Source organism: Streptomyces sp. CB02009, from assembly GCF_001905825.1.
GTDB lineage: Bacteria > Actinomycetota > Actinomycetes > Streptomycetales > Streptomycetaceae > Streptomyces.
In genome coordinates this window covers 101,145-114,918 of record NZ_LIVV01000012.1, presented here as the reverse complement: position 1 = coordinate 114,918, position 13,774 = coordinate 101,145, and the positions used below count along the sequence as shown (strand labels likewise).

12 protein-coding genes and 2 pseudogenes are annotated in these 13,774 nt (G+C 68.6%); 11 read left to right on the top strand and 3 right to left on the bottom strand.

Annotated elements, in window-relative coordinates:
- Positions 1 to 130 precede the first annotated feature (130 nt).
- The 6 genes and pseudogenes from AMK27_RS36830 to AMK27_RS36800 all read left to right on the top strand — a co-directional run bounded on the left by AMK27_RS36830 (position 131) and on the right by AMK27_RS36800 (position 5,298).
- Positions 131 to 1,066 (top strand): hypothetical protein, encoded by a 936-nt coding sequence (locus AMK27_RS36830; protein WP_158076949.1) that lies wholly within the window; start codon positions 131 to 133, stop codon positions 1,064 to 1,066.
- Between the two features lie 82 nt (positions 1,067 to 1,148).
- Positions 1,149 to 2,270, top strand: a pseudogene (locus AMK27_RS36820) (IS630 family transposase).
- A 69-nt stretch (positions 2,271 to 2,339) separates the two neighbouring features.
- A complete protein-coding gene (locus AMK27_RS36815; protein WP_158076948.1) occupies positions 2,340 to 2,879 on the top strand; it encodes an AAA family ATPase in 540 nt (179 codons plus the stop codon).
- Positions 2,880 to 3,346: 467 nt separating this feature from the next.
- Positions 3,347 to 3,787: a hypothetical protein gene (locus AMK27_RS36810; protein WP_143204912.1), complete on the top strand. Its 441-nt coding sequence runs from the start codon at positions 3,347 to 3,349 to the stop codon at positions 3,785 to 3,787.
- Positions 3,788 to 3,926: 139 nt separating this feature from the next.
- Positions 3,927 to 4,922, top strand: a complete 996-nt coding sequence (gene sph, locus AMK27_RS36805; protein WP_073918116.1) for a sphingomyelin phosphodiesterase — start codon at positions 3,927 to 3,929, stop codon at positions 4,920 to 4,922.
- 67 nt (positions 4,923 to 4,989) lie between these two features.
- On the top strand, positions 4,990 to 5,298 hold the full coding sequence (locus tag AMK27_RS36800) for a hypothetical protein (RefSeq protein WP_073918114.1): 309 nt from the start codon (positions 4,990 to 4,992) through the stop codon (positions 5,296 to 5,298).
- Between the two features lie 270 nt (positions 5,299 to 5,568).
- Here AMK27_RS36800 and AMK27_RS36795 read toward each other — a convergent pair.
- From AMK27_RS36795 to AMK27_RS36785, 3 genes and pseudogenes are all read right to left on the bottom strand, one after another.
- Positions 5,569 to 6,770: pseudogene (locus tag AMK27_RS36795) on the bottom strand (MFS transporter).
- A gap of 158 nt (positions 6,771 to 6,928) precedes the next feature.
- Positions 6,929 to 7,951 (bottom strand): phosphotransferase family protein, encoded by a 1,023-nt coding sequence (locus AMK27_RS36790; protein WP_073918112.1) that lies wholly within the window; start codon positions 7,949 to 7,951, stop codon positions 6,929 to 6,931.
- On the bottom strand, positions 7,948 to 9,141 hold the full coding sequence (locus AMK27_RS36785) for an acyl-CoA dehydrogenase family protein (protein WP_073918109.1): 1,194 nt from the start codon (positions 9,139 to 9,141) through the stop codon (positions 7,948 to 7,950). The genes AMK27_RS36790 and AMK27_RS36785 overlap by 4 nt, the downstream gene beginning before the upstream one ends.
- A gap of 127 nt (positions 9,142 to 9,268) precedes the next feature.
- Here AMK27_RS36785 and AMK27_RS36780 point away from each other — a divergent pair, with 127 nt between their 5' ends.
- The 5 genes from AMK27_RS36780 to AMK27_RS36765 all read left to right on the top strand — a co-directional run bounded on the left by AMK27_RS36780 (position 9,269) and on the right by AMK27_RS36765 (position 13,753).
- Positions 9,269 to 9,859 (top strand): TetR/AcrR family transcriptional regulator, encoded by a 591-nt coding sequence (locus tag AMK27_RS36780; protein WP_073918107.1) that lies wholly within the window; start codon positions 9,269 to 9,271, stop codon positions 9,857 to 9,859.
- A 221-nt stretch (positions 9,860 to 10,080) separates the two neighbouring features.
- Positions 10,081 to 10,614: a hypothetical protein gene (locus AMK27_RS44400; protein WP_338014364.1), complete on the top strand. Its 534-nt coding sequence runs from the start codon at positions 10,081 to 10,083 to the stop codon at positions 10,612 to 10,614.
- The gene (locus AMK27_RS44395) at positions 10,614 to 11,561 is read left to right on the top strand and encodes an SDR family oxidoreductase (protein ID WP_338014363.1); all 948 of its coding nucleotides are present in this window, start codon (positions 10,614 to 10,616) and stop codon (positions 11,559 to 11,561) included. The genes AMK27_RS44400 and AMK27_RS44395 overlap by 1 nt, the downstream gene beginning before the upstream one ends.
- Before the next feature lie 250 nt (positions 11,562 to 11,811).
- The gene (locus AMK27_RS36770; RefSeq protein WP_073918105.1) at positions 11,812 to 12,972 is read left to right on the top strand and encodes a cytochrome P450 family protein; all 1,161 of its coding nucleotides are present in this window, start codon (positions 11,812 to 11,814) and stop codon (positions 12,970 to 12,972) included.
- Positions 12,973 to 12,997: 25 nt separating this feature from the next.
- Positions 12,998 to 13,753, top strand: coding sequence for an enoyl-CoA hydratase-related protein (locus tag AMK27_RS36765; RefSeq protein ID WP_073918103.1), 756 nt, complete (start codon positions 12,998 to 13,000; stop codon positions 13,751 to 13,753).
- Positions 13,754 to 13,774: the final 21 nt, after the last annotated feature.

The following is a 13,774-nucleotide window of genomic DNA, read 5'->3' as shown; positions in this document are numbered from 1 at the left end:
GGCGAACCCGGTTTCGCCCCGATACGGCCGTGCGGGCGCGGACCACGCCGCCACATAGGAGCGGCCGCTCGTCTCTGCGCGCCGACGAGTCGGCAGGACCACAACGCAGCAATCACTATTCGGAGGAAGCATGCGCAGGAGAGATGTACTCAAGCTGGCAGCAGGAGCGGCTGCCGGAGTCGCAGTGACAGGGGTCAACGCGCCCACGGCCGGCGCGGCGGTCGCGTGGCCGCCTACGTGCAACCCACGTATCGACCAGTGGAACCTGGCGTGGGAGACCCGCAGCGAGCACGAGGGCTGGACGAACCGCTGGCAGGGAATCGTCGCCACCCAGTCGCACTACTACATGACGCACAACGACGCCGACGCCGGCCACGCTCTTTTCGAGGGCATTTGGCGCTGGAATCACGACTTCACGAGCCCCGTCGAGGTCGTCAGGAGCTCTTGGCCCGCCAAGCACCCCGGCGCTCCCACCTACGACCGGTTCCTCAAGCAGATCCACGTCCCGCTCGAGGGGGACGGGCAGATCTGGACGCTCACCGAGACCACGCCGGGAACGCTCGCCACGAACGCGGGCACGAAGTACCTGGGAGGAAGCCCGAGCGGCAGCCCTCAGGGTGAGTGGCAGATTCCCTTCCTGGCCTTCAACCCCCGCGACAGGTTGGTCTACAGCTGCAAGTTCGACGAGGGGTCAGGGGTCAACTACCTCTACGCGTACGATCCCGCGCGCAATTTCGTCCTCACACGGACGATCCCGTTCCCTTACAAGATACGCCGCGTCCAGGGCGGCGTCTTCTCCGAGAACGGCAACCTGTACCTGACGTCCGACCACTCCAAGGAGGTCGTGGCCTACAACGTCCACCCCACCGAGAACAAGATGTGGTACTGGGGAAGGTACAACCTCAACTGTCCCGACCTCGAGGTGGAGGGCATCACGCTGGGGCCTCCACGGAACTACCCGGCCACGGGACCGGTTCGTCTCCACGTGGGGTGCGTCAAGGTCGACCTGGGTACGGACGACGTGTACATGAAGCACATCAACGTTCCTAACCCCGCCAGCATCTAGTGCTGTGACTGCGAACGTTCACCGGGTCGCTCGTTGTGCTGGTCGGAAGTGACGACGCTTCCAACCATCGTGGGGAGGCAGGGTGGTGCATCCGGTCCGGGTTCGTGGGCTGACCGAGCAGGAGGGGCAGAAACTGCAGCAGGTCGTGCGGCGGGGCAGTACCAGCTCGGTGCGGTTCCGTCGGGCGATGATGCTGCTGGCCTCGGCCGGCGGCAGCACGGTCCCGGTCATCGCACGCCTGGTCAAGCGGACGAGGACACCGTCCGCGACGTGATCCACAAGTTCAACGAGATCGGGCTCCCATGCCTGGACCCTCGCTGGGCGGGAGGCCGTCCCCGCCTGCTCAGCCGTGACGACGAAGACTTCGTCGTGGCGACGGCCACCACCCGCCCCACCTCACTGGGCAAGCCCTTCACCCGCTGGTCGATCCGCAAGCGCGCCGATCACCTGCGACGCAACATCGCCCGGTCCGTCCGGATCGGCCGTGAGGCCCTGCGCTGCTTACTGGCCCGCCGCGGGATCTCCTTCCAGCGCACGAAGACCTGGAAGGAATCCCCGGATGCGGACTTTGACGCCAAACTCGCCCGCATCGAGTACGCAATCAACGAGCGACCCGACCGCACGTTCGCCTTCGACGAGTTCGGACCGCTCGGGATCCGCCCCACCGCCGGCTCCTGCTGGGCCGAGCGCTGGCCGCCCCGACCGGCTGCTCGCCACGTTCCGCCGAACACACGGGATCACCTACTTCCACGGCTGCTACTCCGTTGGCGACGACCAGATGTGGGGAATCAACCGCCGGCGCAAGGGCATCGACCACACCTGGGCGGCCATGCAAACGATCCGGGCAGCCCGTCCGGACGGCGCCCCGATCTACGTGATCCTCGACAACCTCTCCGCCCGCACGAACTGGCGGATGAAACGGTGGGCGGCCAAGAACAAGGTCGAGCTGTGCTTCACCCCGACCTACGCCTCCTGGGCCAACCCCATCGAGGCTCACTTCGGACCGCTGCGGCAGTTCACTCTGGCCAACTCCCACCACCCCAACCACACCGTCCAGACCCGAGCCCTGCATGCCTACCTACGCTGGCGCAACATGAACGCCCGGCACCCTGAAGTCCTGGCCGCCTTACGACGCGAACGCGCCCGCATCCGCAGCGAGAAAGTCGTCCGCTGGGGCGGCAGACCACTGCCAACAGTGGCCTGAGCAGGACGGAAGCAGCGTCGGCCTCACCCTGCGGGCAGCCCGGAAATCGGGCTGCGACACACTGACGTGGTGATCGACAACGCCTTCGTGATCGTCTCCGGTCTGCCGGCCAGCGGCAAGAGCACCCTGGCCCGCGGACTTGCCGCGGAACTCGGCCTGCCGGTCATCGACAAGGACGTGATCCTGGAATCGCTCTACGACTCCCTCGGCATCGGCGATCAGGCATGGCGCTACCGACTGAGCCGGGCAAGCGACGACATCCTGTTCGCGCTCGCTACCGACGCCGGGCGAGCCATCCTCGTCAACTGGTGGCACCGCGACACCGCCCCCGTCCGAATCCGCCAACTCGACGCCCAGCTGGTCGAGGTGTTCTGCGACTGTGATCCCGGTCTTGTCGCTGAACGGTTCCGGACACGCAAACGCCACCCCGGCCACCTCGACCAGGGCCTCACCCGCGAGGAGATCAGCGATCGCGTCGCTGTCTGGGCCGCCCACCCAGGACCGCTCGGACTGGGCGGGCATGCTCTGATCGTCGACACCGCCCAGACCGTCGACATCACCACCCTCGCCGAAGAGGTCGACGCTCTCATCGCCGGCACTCAACGATGAACTGACGGCGGCACCACGGCCTGAACGGGACGGGCACACCCCTCTCTTCCCATCCCGGTGAACCTTCCCGGTCGCAGCACTAGCAGTTCCCTCCCGGCCGATGCGCATGACGCCCCGGCCGGGAGGCGCCAGGGGCTCTCTCCAGCGGCGGACCTCGCCGCAGGAAGAGCCCCTTGTCCACGTCACAGGCCCCCCTTCCTCGAAGGCTCCCACCGGAACGAATCCCATCCAGTCCTGGCATGCTCCGAGGAAAGGGAGATTTGCCCACCGAAACGCGCCATGTGGCGCGTTGGCACCCCTTGCACTGCACAGTCGCACCGGCCAGCGGTTGTCCTAATAGGGGCTGTTATCAGCGGTCGGATGTTGAGTAGATAACACACCTGCCCCGCCTGCTCGTCGCTCCTACCGTGAAGCACTAACGCTCCGGCTGTGGAGGCCGGAGACCCTAGTGAATCGAGGCGGACGGCATGAAGAGCATCAGGAGAGCCGGTCTGTCCCTCGTGGGTGCCCTTGCACTGGCGTGCACGGTCACCCTCGGAGGGACCGGCACGGCGCAGGCGGCCTCGGGCACGAAGTGCAGCTCGTGGGCCAACTTCTCCGGGTCGAGCGCGCTCATGCGCGCATGCATCAACTCCGGAGCCGGTGACTACGGCTGGACCGAGGTCTACAACCCCTACCCCTACACGCTCACCGTTGGCATGATGTCGAAGCTCTACGACATGAACTGGTACGAGCTGACGCACCAGGACTACTACGTCTGGTACACCATCGGCGCCGGTCACTACCAGACCATCACCACGCCCTACGTCTCCGACACCCGCTCAGGCCCCGAGTCCGTGGGCGGGTGGGCCAAGGTGCTGAACAGCAGCACCTCCGGCTACGCATCGGTGACCGAGAACTGGACCTGATGACCGGGGCGCCTTCCGCCTCCCCGGTCATGGCCGACTCGCCCCAAGGGGCCGGCCGCTGTCGCGGCGCGGCATCCGGGCAGATCCCGCTGTCACCATCCGAGACCGTCTCCCCCCACCACCACAACGGAGAACACTGATGATCGGAAAGCGAACCGCCGGAATAGGGATGGGCGTCGCCCTGGCCATCGCCGCCGTCGCCACGGGTCCCTCGCACGCGAAGGACCTGGCCGCCGAGCCCACCGCCACGACGACCGCGGCGTTCCCCAGCGTCATGACGCACAACCTCATGCTGCTCCCGAGCGGCATCACCGACTGGGACCCCGACGAGCGCGCCCGGATGGCTGGCAACTCCGACCACCTGCGCAACGAGGACATCCTGGTCCTCACCGAGCTGTTCGACGACAGCGCCACGGACGACAACCTCTTTCCCCGGCTCCGCGTCCACCACCCCTACCAGACGCCGGTGATCGGCCGGGGTGACGAAGGGTGGGACCGGACCACCGGCTCCTACCAGGGCTTCCCCAACGAGGACGGGGGGGTCGCAATCGTGAGCAAGTATCCCATCGTCTACCGGTCCCAGCACATCTTTGAGGACGGCTGCGGCGACGACTTCTGGGCCAGCAAGGGATTCGCCTACGCTGTCGTCAATGCCGCCGGCAAGCGGGTGCATGTGGTCGGCACCCACCTTCAGGCGGACGACCCGGGTTGTGACCCAGGCGAGGCGAAGTCCGTGCGGGCCAAGCAGCTCGACGAGATCAGCACGTATCTCACGGCACTGAGGATTCCGGCCTCCGAACCCGTGATGATCGCGGGTGATCTCAACGTGAACGCGCTGAGCAGCGAGTACAGCTCGACGCTCTCCCGCCTCAACGTGGCGCCGCCCACCCTGCCCAGCGGGACCACGTCAAGTTTCGACCCGCGGACAAACTCGATAGCCCGCTACCGGGAGCCGAACGCCACTCCGGCCCACCTGGACTACGTGTTTCTCCGTAATGACCACGCGAAGCCAGCCGGTGGATGGACGAACGGCACCAAGACCGTGCACTCCCCGAGCTACACGATGAACGGCTACACGTTCACGGACTTCTCGGACCACTTTCCGGTCGTCGGCCGACCGACCGTCGCTCCCTAGCGAGGAGACACCACGGGGGCCGCCGGCAGGCTCAGGTCCTGATCACGAGGACAACATCAGCAAGCGCATGATCGAGCTCACCCGCTGTGGGCGAGACCTGCTGAATGCCTCGATCGGTTGGTACGACTCGGAGGGGGATCGCGTCGGAGGCCATCACGTGACGGTTGTGGGCGTTCAGGGGGACAGTGCTGGCCACCACCAGATAACTTTCCACAACCCGGCGAACGACAATTTCCTCAACATCCATTCCACGACGCTCGACCAGACCTACACCCTGGGCAGCGACAACGGTGCCGGCCCCAAGGTCAACGGCTACGGCGGAACCGGCGTCACCGCCCGCCTCGAAGGCGTCATGGTCCTCACGACCGCGCCCTGACCGGACGCCCTGACCGACCGCAGGACACCCCTGAGAGGTGGTGTGGACGACACTCCCCCACTCCCCCGTTGTCCAGCCTGGCGAGACACCCGGGCCCAGGGCAGCAGACGTCCCCGGCACCCGTTCCTCCGGTGCCGGGGGCGTCCGCTGTGCACAAGTGCGCATGGTGGTCGAGCAGGGCGATCAGAGCAAGCGGGGCGCACACTGCCGTACGTCGGGGTGTCACACCGTCGTTCGTGTCCGATCTCTTGGTCATGCGCGGGGCAAGGGTCAGCCTGCCGTTCCCGAGTCCCTGTTCCATTCGCGGACGGGCAGGGCTGTCACCGCGGACAGCACCACCAGGGCCGCAGCGAGGACGAAGCACGCCGGCAACGGTAGGTGCCCCACCAGTAGCCCGGCCGTCGCCGTGGAGCCCGCCGAGCCGGCGTTGAAGGCGGTGTTGACCCACGCGCCCGATCTAGTGCGGGCACCTGGACCCGCGCATTCGTCGGCGATCAGGTAGGCCGTGGTGAGGGTGGGCGCCACGAGCGTTCCGCACACCGCCGCCCCGGCAACGAGAACGTAGGAGTGGGAGGAGAGGCCGGTCGTCGCCACGACGAGCCCCAGCACGATCGCGAGGAACGTGAGCCGTGCGCTGCTCGTGGCGCGCCACGAGACCGTGCCGTAGACGAGGCCACCGACCGCGCTGCCCCCGGACAAAGCGGCGAGGACCCGGGGAACGATGTGAGGAGCACGCTGTTCATCGGCGAAGGCGATCACGAGGAGGTCCAGCGCTCCTAGGCCCGTGCCGACGCCGGCGGAGACGGCGACCGCCTGTCTCATGCGCGCACCGGCTCCCAGCAGGCCGGCCGTCGCCCCGCCTGAACGGGTGTCCTCGAGTGGTCCCGCCGGCGCTGCGGTCTCCTTGCCCTGCTCCTCCCGCAGCCGGACGGCCGCGGACCCGGCGAGCAACAGAGACCCCGTAGCCACGAGACCGGCGCTCACGGCGAGTCCCGTCGAAGGTGCGGCCACCCTCACCAGCACTCCCACCAGCAGCGGTCCGGTCACGAACAGCAGTTCCTCGGCCACGCCGCCCAGGCTGTACGCACGCTGCAGCAGCGGCCGGTCGGGGATCAGGACGCGCCACAAGGTCCGCATGACCGGGCCCAGAGGCGGCGTGGTGGAACCAGCGGCTGCAGCCAGAACGACCAGCAGGACCGCCAGCGGACCGCCATGGGAGGCGGCGCTCGGCGCGGCCCGTAGCGGTCGACCAGACCGGCGCGGGCGGGAGAAAGCAAGACGCTGGTCAGCCCGAAAACGGCCATGACGCCGCCTGCCGCGGTGTAGGAGCCGGTGGCCCCGGTGACCGCAAGGAGCAGCGACAGGGAGACCATCCCGTAGGAGAGTCGTCCCAGGAGGGCGGCGCCGAAGGCACAACGAGAGTGGCGGGTCCGCAGTACGGCCGCGTACGACGTCGCTGAGGACGAAGACATGTTCTTTTCCTTGCAAGAGGTGCTGAAGTGACAGCGCTCGCGCGTGCATGGGCAGCGAAGGCCACATCCGGGGATGTGGAACGCCGACTCCTAGGCACGGGAAAGGAACATACGGGTGAACGTAGCAGATCTCCGGGCGGAATCCAGAGGGCCGACGCTCAGAAGCCCCCTCCCCGCAGAGCGTGCAATCCGGCTGCGGCGAGGGGCGCCGGGGCGTCCCTCACAGTCTCGAACCCGGAGCCCAGTGTCAGGCCCTGCCGATGGCGGGCGTGAATACCTTCCGCGATCACCGCGATCTTGAAGTATCCGAGTGCAAGGTAGAAGCCGAGGTGGTCCAGGCTCCGGCCGCTCATCGCGGAATAGCGCTGGGCCAGGTCCTCGGGCGACGGCAGGCGTGAGCTGGTCGAAGCGGCCCCTCCGGCGAGAACCGGCGAGAACGCCGGGTCCGTGTAGACCAGGTGCAGGCCGAGGTCGGCGAGCGGATCGCCGATCGTGGCCATCTCCCAGTCTACGAGGGCGCGGACCTGCGACGGGTCGTCACGAGCGAGGATGGCGTTGTCGATCCGGAAGTCGCCGTGGACGACCGACGCGCCACTCTCGGTCGGGTGGGCCGCCGCCAACCGCTCGTGGAGGACCTCGATGTCAGTGAGGTCACGGGTCCGAACGCGCAGCCACTGGCCGTACCAGCGCCCGACCTGGCGGGCCAGGTAGCCCTCGGGCCGCCCGAGGCCCGACAGTCCGACCGCTGCGGGCTCGACGTCGTGCAGGCGGGTCAGTACATCCACCAAGGCGTGGGCGCATCGGACGGCCGTCCGGTCGGAGAGCGCGTTCAGATCCTCTTCGGTGCGCATGACGACGCCGTCCACGTATTCGACGACGGAGAAGGGCACCCCCATGACCGATGTGTCACCGAGGGCCACGGCGCGGGCCACGGGAACGCCGCTGTCGGCGAGTGCGGAGAGGACCCGGAACTCCCTGCCCACGTCGTGCGCCGACGGTGTCAGGTCGCCCAACGGCGGTCGGCGCAGCACCCAGCAGGTACGGCCGTCCGTCACCTTGTACGTCAGGTTGGAGCGCCCGCCTTGCACCAGCTCGGCGCGCAGTTTCCCGTCGAAGCCGGGCACGTGCTCGAAGAAGAACCGCGCGACGGCGTCCGGATCGAGCCCGTCGACCACATTCATCGGCCTACCGCCTGCTCGTGTCGCTTGACCGCTCGGCGGGCGATGGCCCAACGGTGCGTCTCGGACGATCCGTCATAGATGCGGAACGGTCGCACTTCACGCAGGAACCGCCCGAGGAGTACGTCACCCGAAACGCCCAGCGCTCCGCAGATCTGTAGTGAGCGGTCCACCACGCGGCAAATCGCCTCGGCGCAGAAGGTCTTGGCGATCGAGGTGGACTGCGCTCCGGAACCGCCGCGGTCGAGCTCCCAGCAGGCCTGTGTGATCAGCCCCCGGGCGGCGGCGATGTCGATCTCGTTGTCCGCGATCATCTGCTGGGCCATGCCGAGATCGGCCAGTCGGGAGCCGAACAGCCGGCGGTCGATGGCGCGCGCCACGGCGATGTCCTGCGCCCGACGGGCGATGCCCAGCCAGCGCATGCAGTGCGTCATGCGGGCCGGACCCAGCCGGGCCTGCGCGTACCTGAAACCCTCGTCCACCTCACCGAGAACCGCCTCGTCGGACACGAGGCAGTCGTCGAACGCCAGCTCGGCGTGGCCGCCGAACAGGCTCTCGTCCAGCGTCTCGATGTGCCGGACCGTCTTCATCCCCGGATTATCGGCATCGACCAGGAACATCGTGGCGCCGCCCCGGTCCCCCGGAGCTCCCGACGTGCGCGCCATCACGATGGCGAAACCCGCACCGTCGGCCCCTGTGATGAACCACTTGCGGCCGTGGATGCGCCAACCGCCCGGGACGCGCTCCGCCCGGGTGGTCAAGGCGTCCGGGTCGGACCCGGCTCCAGGTGCCGGCTCGGTCATGGCGAAGCACGAACGGAGGGATCCCGAGATCAGCGGACGCAGGTATCGCTCCTTCTGTGCGGATGTCGCGACGGCCTCAAGCAGGTGCATGTTGCCTTCGTCGGGAGCGGCGATGTTCAACGCCAGCGGTCCGAGCAGCGAGTACCCCGCCTCCTCGAAGACGAGTACGCGTCCCCGCATGTCCAGCCCGTGCCCGCCAAACTCCCGCGCCGCGTGAGGGGCGAAGACACCCGCCTCCTTGGCGGCGTCCTGCAGTCGTGTCCGCACCGCTTCGGTGCGGACGACGCCTCGGTGTTCCTCCTCGACCCCGAGGACGACCTCGCGGACGAAGCGCGAGGTTCGCTGCGCCAGGTCGGCGGTCACGGCATCGGGGGTCAGATCAACGGCCATCGGTTCCCACCAGGGTCGGCTAATGATTGTTAGCCAACTGTAGAGAGCCTCGACTGAGCCGTTCAAGGGTTCTGGCTATCCTTGAGTAGCCACCCGTTCCACCAGTCGGGCCAGAAGGGAGCGCCTCGTGTCACGAGCCGATGACATCAGGGCCGCCGCGCTCGAACTCTTCACGGACCGCGGGTACCGGGCGACGACCATGGCCGACATCGGCGCGGCCGTCGGCATCCGCGGTCCGAGCCTCTACAAACACGTCGTCTCCAAGCAGGCGCTGCTCGCACAGATCATGGCCTCCACCATGGAGAACCTGCTCGACCTGCACCACGCCGCGATCGCCACCACGATCGACCCCGCGGAACGCCTGCGCCGGGCCACCGAAGCCCACGTGCGGTACCACGCCCGGCACCACGCGGAGGCCTTCGTCGGCAACCGCGAGATCCGCAGCCTCGAACAGCCGCACAGAAGCGAGGTGCTGAAGAAGCGTGCCGCATACGAATCCGGCTTCCGGAACCTGATCAGCGCGGGCATCACCGCTCGCCGCTTCGACGTGACGTCGGCCCGCCTGGCCTCCTACGCCATCCTCGACCTCGGCATGGGCGTCGCCGTCTGGTTCCGTGACGACGGCGAACTCACCGAGGACGCGGTCGTGTGGGAGTACGGCGAACTCGCGCTGCGCATCGTCGGCGCTAGCACCGCGCCCCGGCCTGGGGGACCGTGAGACCGGATCCGGCGACCACCGCCGGCAGGTGCTCGATCTGTCGGTGCTCTCCGAGCCACCGCGCCGGGACAGTTGAGTGGCGCCTACTCACAACCGCAGCTCCTGCCGAGACGTCCCCCTCCACGCAGGTCCGCGCACCTGTGCCGGGGCTGCCCTCCGGAATCCGCCGGAGCGCCCCGCGACCGCGCATCGTCGGTGACAAGACACAAAGAGAGCCCTACTTGGACAGCGAACTCGTCAGGGTCTGTCTGGAGGTTCTGGAACAGGCTCGGCTCGGACCGGCCGAGGACGCGGACCGGCGTCTGCTGGAGGTGGCGGCCGCCCGGCTGCTGCGTGACGGACGGCGGCAACGTCGCCTGGAGGCCCGCGGCAGCCGTGCGAAGGCGGATGCCAAGCTGCAGGCCACCACGGCGACCGGCGCCGTGGATCGGGTGATGGACACGGCGCTGCCCACGGTCGTTCCCGCCCGGCCCGGGCTGGGCGTCGGCGACTACATCGAGGCCCGGCACGAGAAGGGCGCGAAGCAACAGCCGTCGGCGGACGTCACATCCACCGGCGAAACACCCCGGCTGCTCCATCGCCCCCAGCGCTGCTACGTCTGCAAGGACCACTACCGACAGGTTCACCACTTCTACCACCTCCTGTGCCCGCGCTGTGCCGACGAGGGGTTCGCCCGCCGCACCGCCCGTACCGACCTGGCAGGCAGGCGCTCCTCACGGGCGGACGGGTCAAGATCGGTTTCCAGGCCGCCCTGATGCTTCTGCGCGACGGTGCCGACCTCACCGTGACGACCCGGTTCCCCCAGGACGCGGTGCGACGCTTCGCAGCGGCACCCGGGGCCGCCGACTGGTGGCACCGGCTGCACATCGCCGCGCTGGACCTGTGCGATCCCCGGCAGGTTCTCGCCTTCACCGACCGACTGCTCGCCGAGGGCACGCATCTGGACATCCTCATCAACAACGCTGCCCAGACCCTGCGGCGCTCCCCTCGGGCGTACAGCGCGCTGGCCGCCTCGGAGGCCACGCCCGCGGCTCTCCCGTCGGATCAGATATGGACTGCACCGGGCTTCCGCACGCCCGGGCCGCGTACCGCGCCTCCCTCGTGGACGGCGGAACTCGCCTCCGGTCCCCCGCCCTCCGTGCCCGGCACGGAGGTTCCCGCCACCGCGCCGCCGCCCCGGGCGGTCCTCGACGAGGCCGGGCTCCTGTTTGAGACGGCGAGCACCAACTCCTGGACGCGGCGACTGGGACAGATCGACCCGGTGGAACTCCTGGAGGTCCACCTGGTCAACGCGGTCGCGCCCTTCCTGCTGGCCGACCGTCTGCTGCCGCTCCTGCAGGCCTCACCCCATCCGTCCCGCTACCTGATCAACGTCAGCGCCGTAGAAGGCCAGTTCGAGGTGCGCAACAAGACCGGTGACCACCCGCACACCAACATGGCCAAGGCAGCTCTGAACATGCTCACCCGTACGAGCGCCGTCGACCTGGCCACGTGCGGGATACACGTGTGCAGCGTGCACACGGGATGGGGCACCGACAAGAAGCCCCTCGCCGCACGGGCACGGCATGCCGCGACCGGCTGGCGGCCTCCGCTCGACATCGTCGACGGCGCCGCCCGCATCTACCACCCCATCGTTCAGGGGCAGGCAGGCACGCCCCTCCACGGCGTCCTCCTCAAGGACTACCGGCACGTCCCTTGGTGACGCTCGGGCGGCCGTCGGCGCTGCTCCCCGCCGACGGCGCATGAGCTGTCCCTCTCAAGTAGCGAATACTCACCATTGAGCCGGAAATCGACAGGTACGCGACCTAGCGTGGCCTCCAGACGCGCGGGCCTCTGAAAGGGCCCCTCCCGGCGGGTTCCCGTGATCGGGGCCCTTCTTCCCTTAGGCGGCCGACATGCGGAGCCATGCCCTGACCCACCTCCGTGTTCCGGATGAACTCGCGCGGAATCGCATGAGGGACCCGTACCCCTACTACGCCTGGCTCAGGGAACATTCCCCGGTTCACGCCGAAGTCGGATCAGGCGGGCGCACCGTCTGGCAGATCTCCCGCTACGAGGACATCCAGCCGCTGCTGAGCGATGCGCGGCTCAGCAAGGAGCCGGGCCGGGTGCCCGGCTACGTGCCGGGACCTGCGGGTCTCAACAGCCATGTCCTCCACGCAGACGGTGCGGAGCACCGGAAACTGCGCGGCCTCATCAACTCCGCCTTCACTCCTCGGCGGATCGCCGGCCTGGGCGACGACATCCGCCGTGACGCGGAAGCCCTGCTGGACGCCGTGGAGCAGCACACGGAGATCGACCTCATCGCCGACTTCGCCGCTCCGCTCACCTTCCGGATGATCTGCCGGATTATGGGCGTTCCCGGCCACCTGTCCACGCCTGCCGCCCGCGCCGTCGTCGCCGCGACGGTACTCCTTCCCTCCGCCGGGATCTCCTCTGCGGAACGGCAGCGGGACGAACGCGGCCTCGCCGAGTTCCTGCGCTCCCTGATAGCGCACAAGCGTGTGGCGGGAGCGGAGGGCGAACAGGACCTGCTCGGCGCCCTGGTCGCCGCCTGCGACGAGGCGGGGACGATGAGCGAGGAGGAGCTGCTCTCCACCGCGTACCTCCTGCTGCTGGTCGGTCACGACACGACTATGAACCTCATCGGCAACGGCATGCTCGCCCTTCTCGAACACCCCGCCCAGAAGAAGCTCCTGGCGGACTCGCCCGAGCTGGTGTCCACCGCCGTCGAGGAGTTCCTGCGGTACGACTGTCCGGCCCGCACCTCGACGTTCCGGACCGCCGCCGAGACCTTCGAACTCCATGGCCACCTGATCCGGGCCGGCGACACCGTCTGTCTCCTGCTCGGCTCCGCACACCGGGACGGCGCCGCCTTCGCCGACCCCGACCGCCTGGACATCACACGCCATCCCAACCCCCACCTCGCCTTCGGGCACGGCCCCCACTTCTGCGTGGGTGCTGCGCTGGCACGGCTGGAGAGCGCGATCGCCTTTCCCCTGCTCCTCGAAAGGCTCGGCTCGGCCCGGCTCGCGGTGCCGGCCGGAGAGCTGGAGTGGAAGGAGTCGCGTGTGATGCGAGGACTGGCCCGTCTTCCCCTTGTCCGGATCTGATCCGCTCTCCTCGGAGGTACTCGGCATGACCACCCCCGCCCAGGCTTCGCTCCTGGTCGAACGCCTCGACAACGTCCTGGTCATCACGCTCAACCGGCCCCGGGCCCGCAACGCCCTCGACATCGACACGGCCCGGGCGCTGGACGGCGCCCTGTCGGAACTCTACGAGGACCCCGCGCTGCGCGTCGGTGTGGTGACCGGGGCGGGAGGACACTTCTGCGCCGGCATGGATCTCAAGAAGTTCCCCGTCGACGGGGTTCCCGTGGTGGCGGACCGCGGGCTCGGCGGCCTCACCCGCGCCGAGCCGACCAAACCGCTCATCGCCGCCGTGGAGGGCGCAGCGGTGGGTGGCGGGCTCGAACTGGCGCTGGCGTGCGACCTCATCGTCGCCGGCTCCGGTGCCGTCCTCGCACTCCCCGAGGTGACGCGCGGACTCATCCCCGCAGAGGGGGGTGCCGTGCGGCTGCCCCACCGCCTGCCGTATCACCTGGCGATGGAGATGCTCCTCACCGGAGCTCCCCTGGCCGCCGGTCTCGCCGGCCGCCACGGCCTCGTCAACAGGGTCGTTCCCGATGGCGAGGCCCTGGAGGAGGCGCTGTCCCTGGCTCGGCTGATCGCCGGGCACCCGCCCGAGGCCGTGCGGGCGATCCAGTCGCTCGCCCGTTCTTCCCAAGACGGCGTCAGCGGCGCGAGCTGGCGGCTGCAGGACTCCCTCGGAGCGGCCTTCTTCGGATCCGAGCGGCCGCTCCCTCAGAAGGGCGGTCCGAAACTTCCCGCCTGAGCAATACAGGCGGTTTGCCCG

What these genes read in the sequence shown, in the direction of transcription:
- AMK27_RS36810 (WP_143204912.1), top strand. Translation starts at nt 3,347, where the DNA reads ATGAAGAGCATCAGGAGAGCCGGTCTGTCCCTCGTGGGTGCCCTTGCA.
- sph (WP_073918116.1), top strand. Translation starts at nt 3,927, where the DNA reads ATGATCGGAAAGCGAACCGCCGGAATAGGGATGGGCGTCGCCCTGGCC.
- AMK27_RS36770 (WP_073918105.1), top strand. Translation starts at nt 11,812, where the DNA reads ATGAGGGACCCGTACCCCTACTACGCCTGGCTCAGGGAACATTCCCCG.
- AMK27_RS36830 (WP_158076949.1), top strand. Translation starts at nt 131, where the DNA reads ATGCGCAGGAGAGATGTACTCAAGCTGGCAGCAGGAGCGGCTGCCGGA.
- AMK27_RS44395 (WP_338014363.1), top strand. Translation starts at nt 10,614, where the DNA reads ATGCTTCTGCGCGACGGTGCCGACCTCACCGTGACGACCCGGTTCCCC.
- AMK27_RS36800 (WP_073918114.1), top strand. Translation starts at nt 4,990, where the DNA reads ATGATCGAGCTCACCCGCTGTGGGCGAGACCTGCTGAATGCCTCGATC.
- AMK27_RS36790 (WP_073918112.1), bottom strand. Translation starts at nt 7,951, where the DNA reads ATGAATGTGGTCGACGGGCTCGATCCGGACGCCGTCGCGCGGTTCTTC.
- AMK27_RS36765 (WP_073918103.1), top strand. Translation starts at nt 12,998, where the DNA reads ATGACCACCCCCGCCCAGGCTTCGCTCCTGGTCGAACGCCTCGACAAC.
- AMK27_RS36785 (WP_073918109.1), bottom strand. Translation starts at nt 9,141, where the DNA reads ATGGCCGTTGATCTGACCCCCGATGCCGTGACCGCCGACCTGGCGCAG.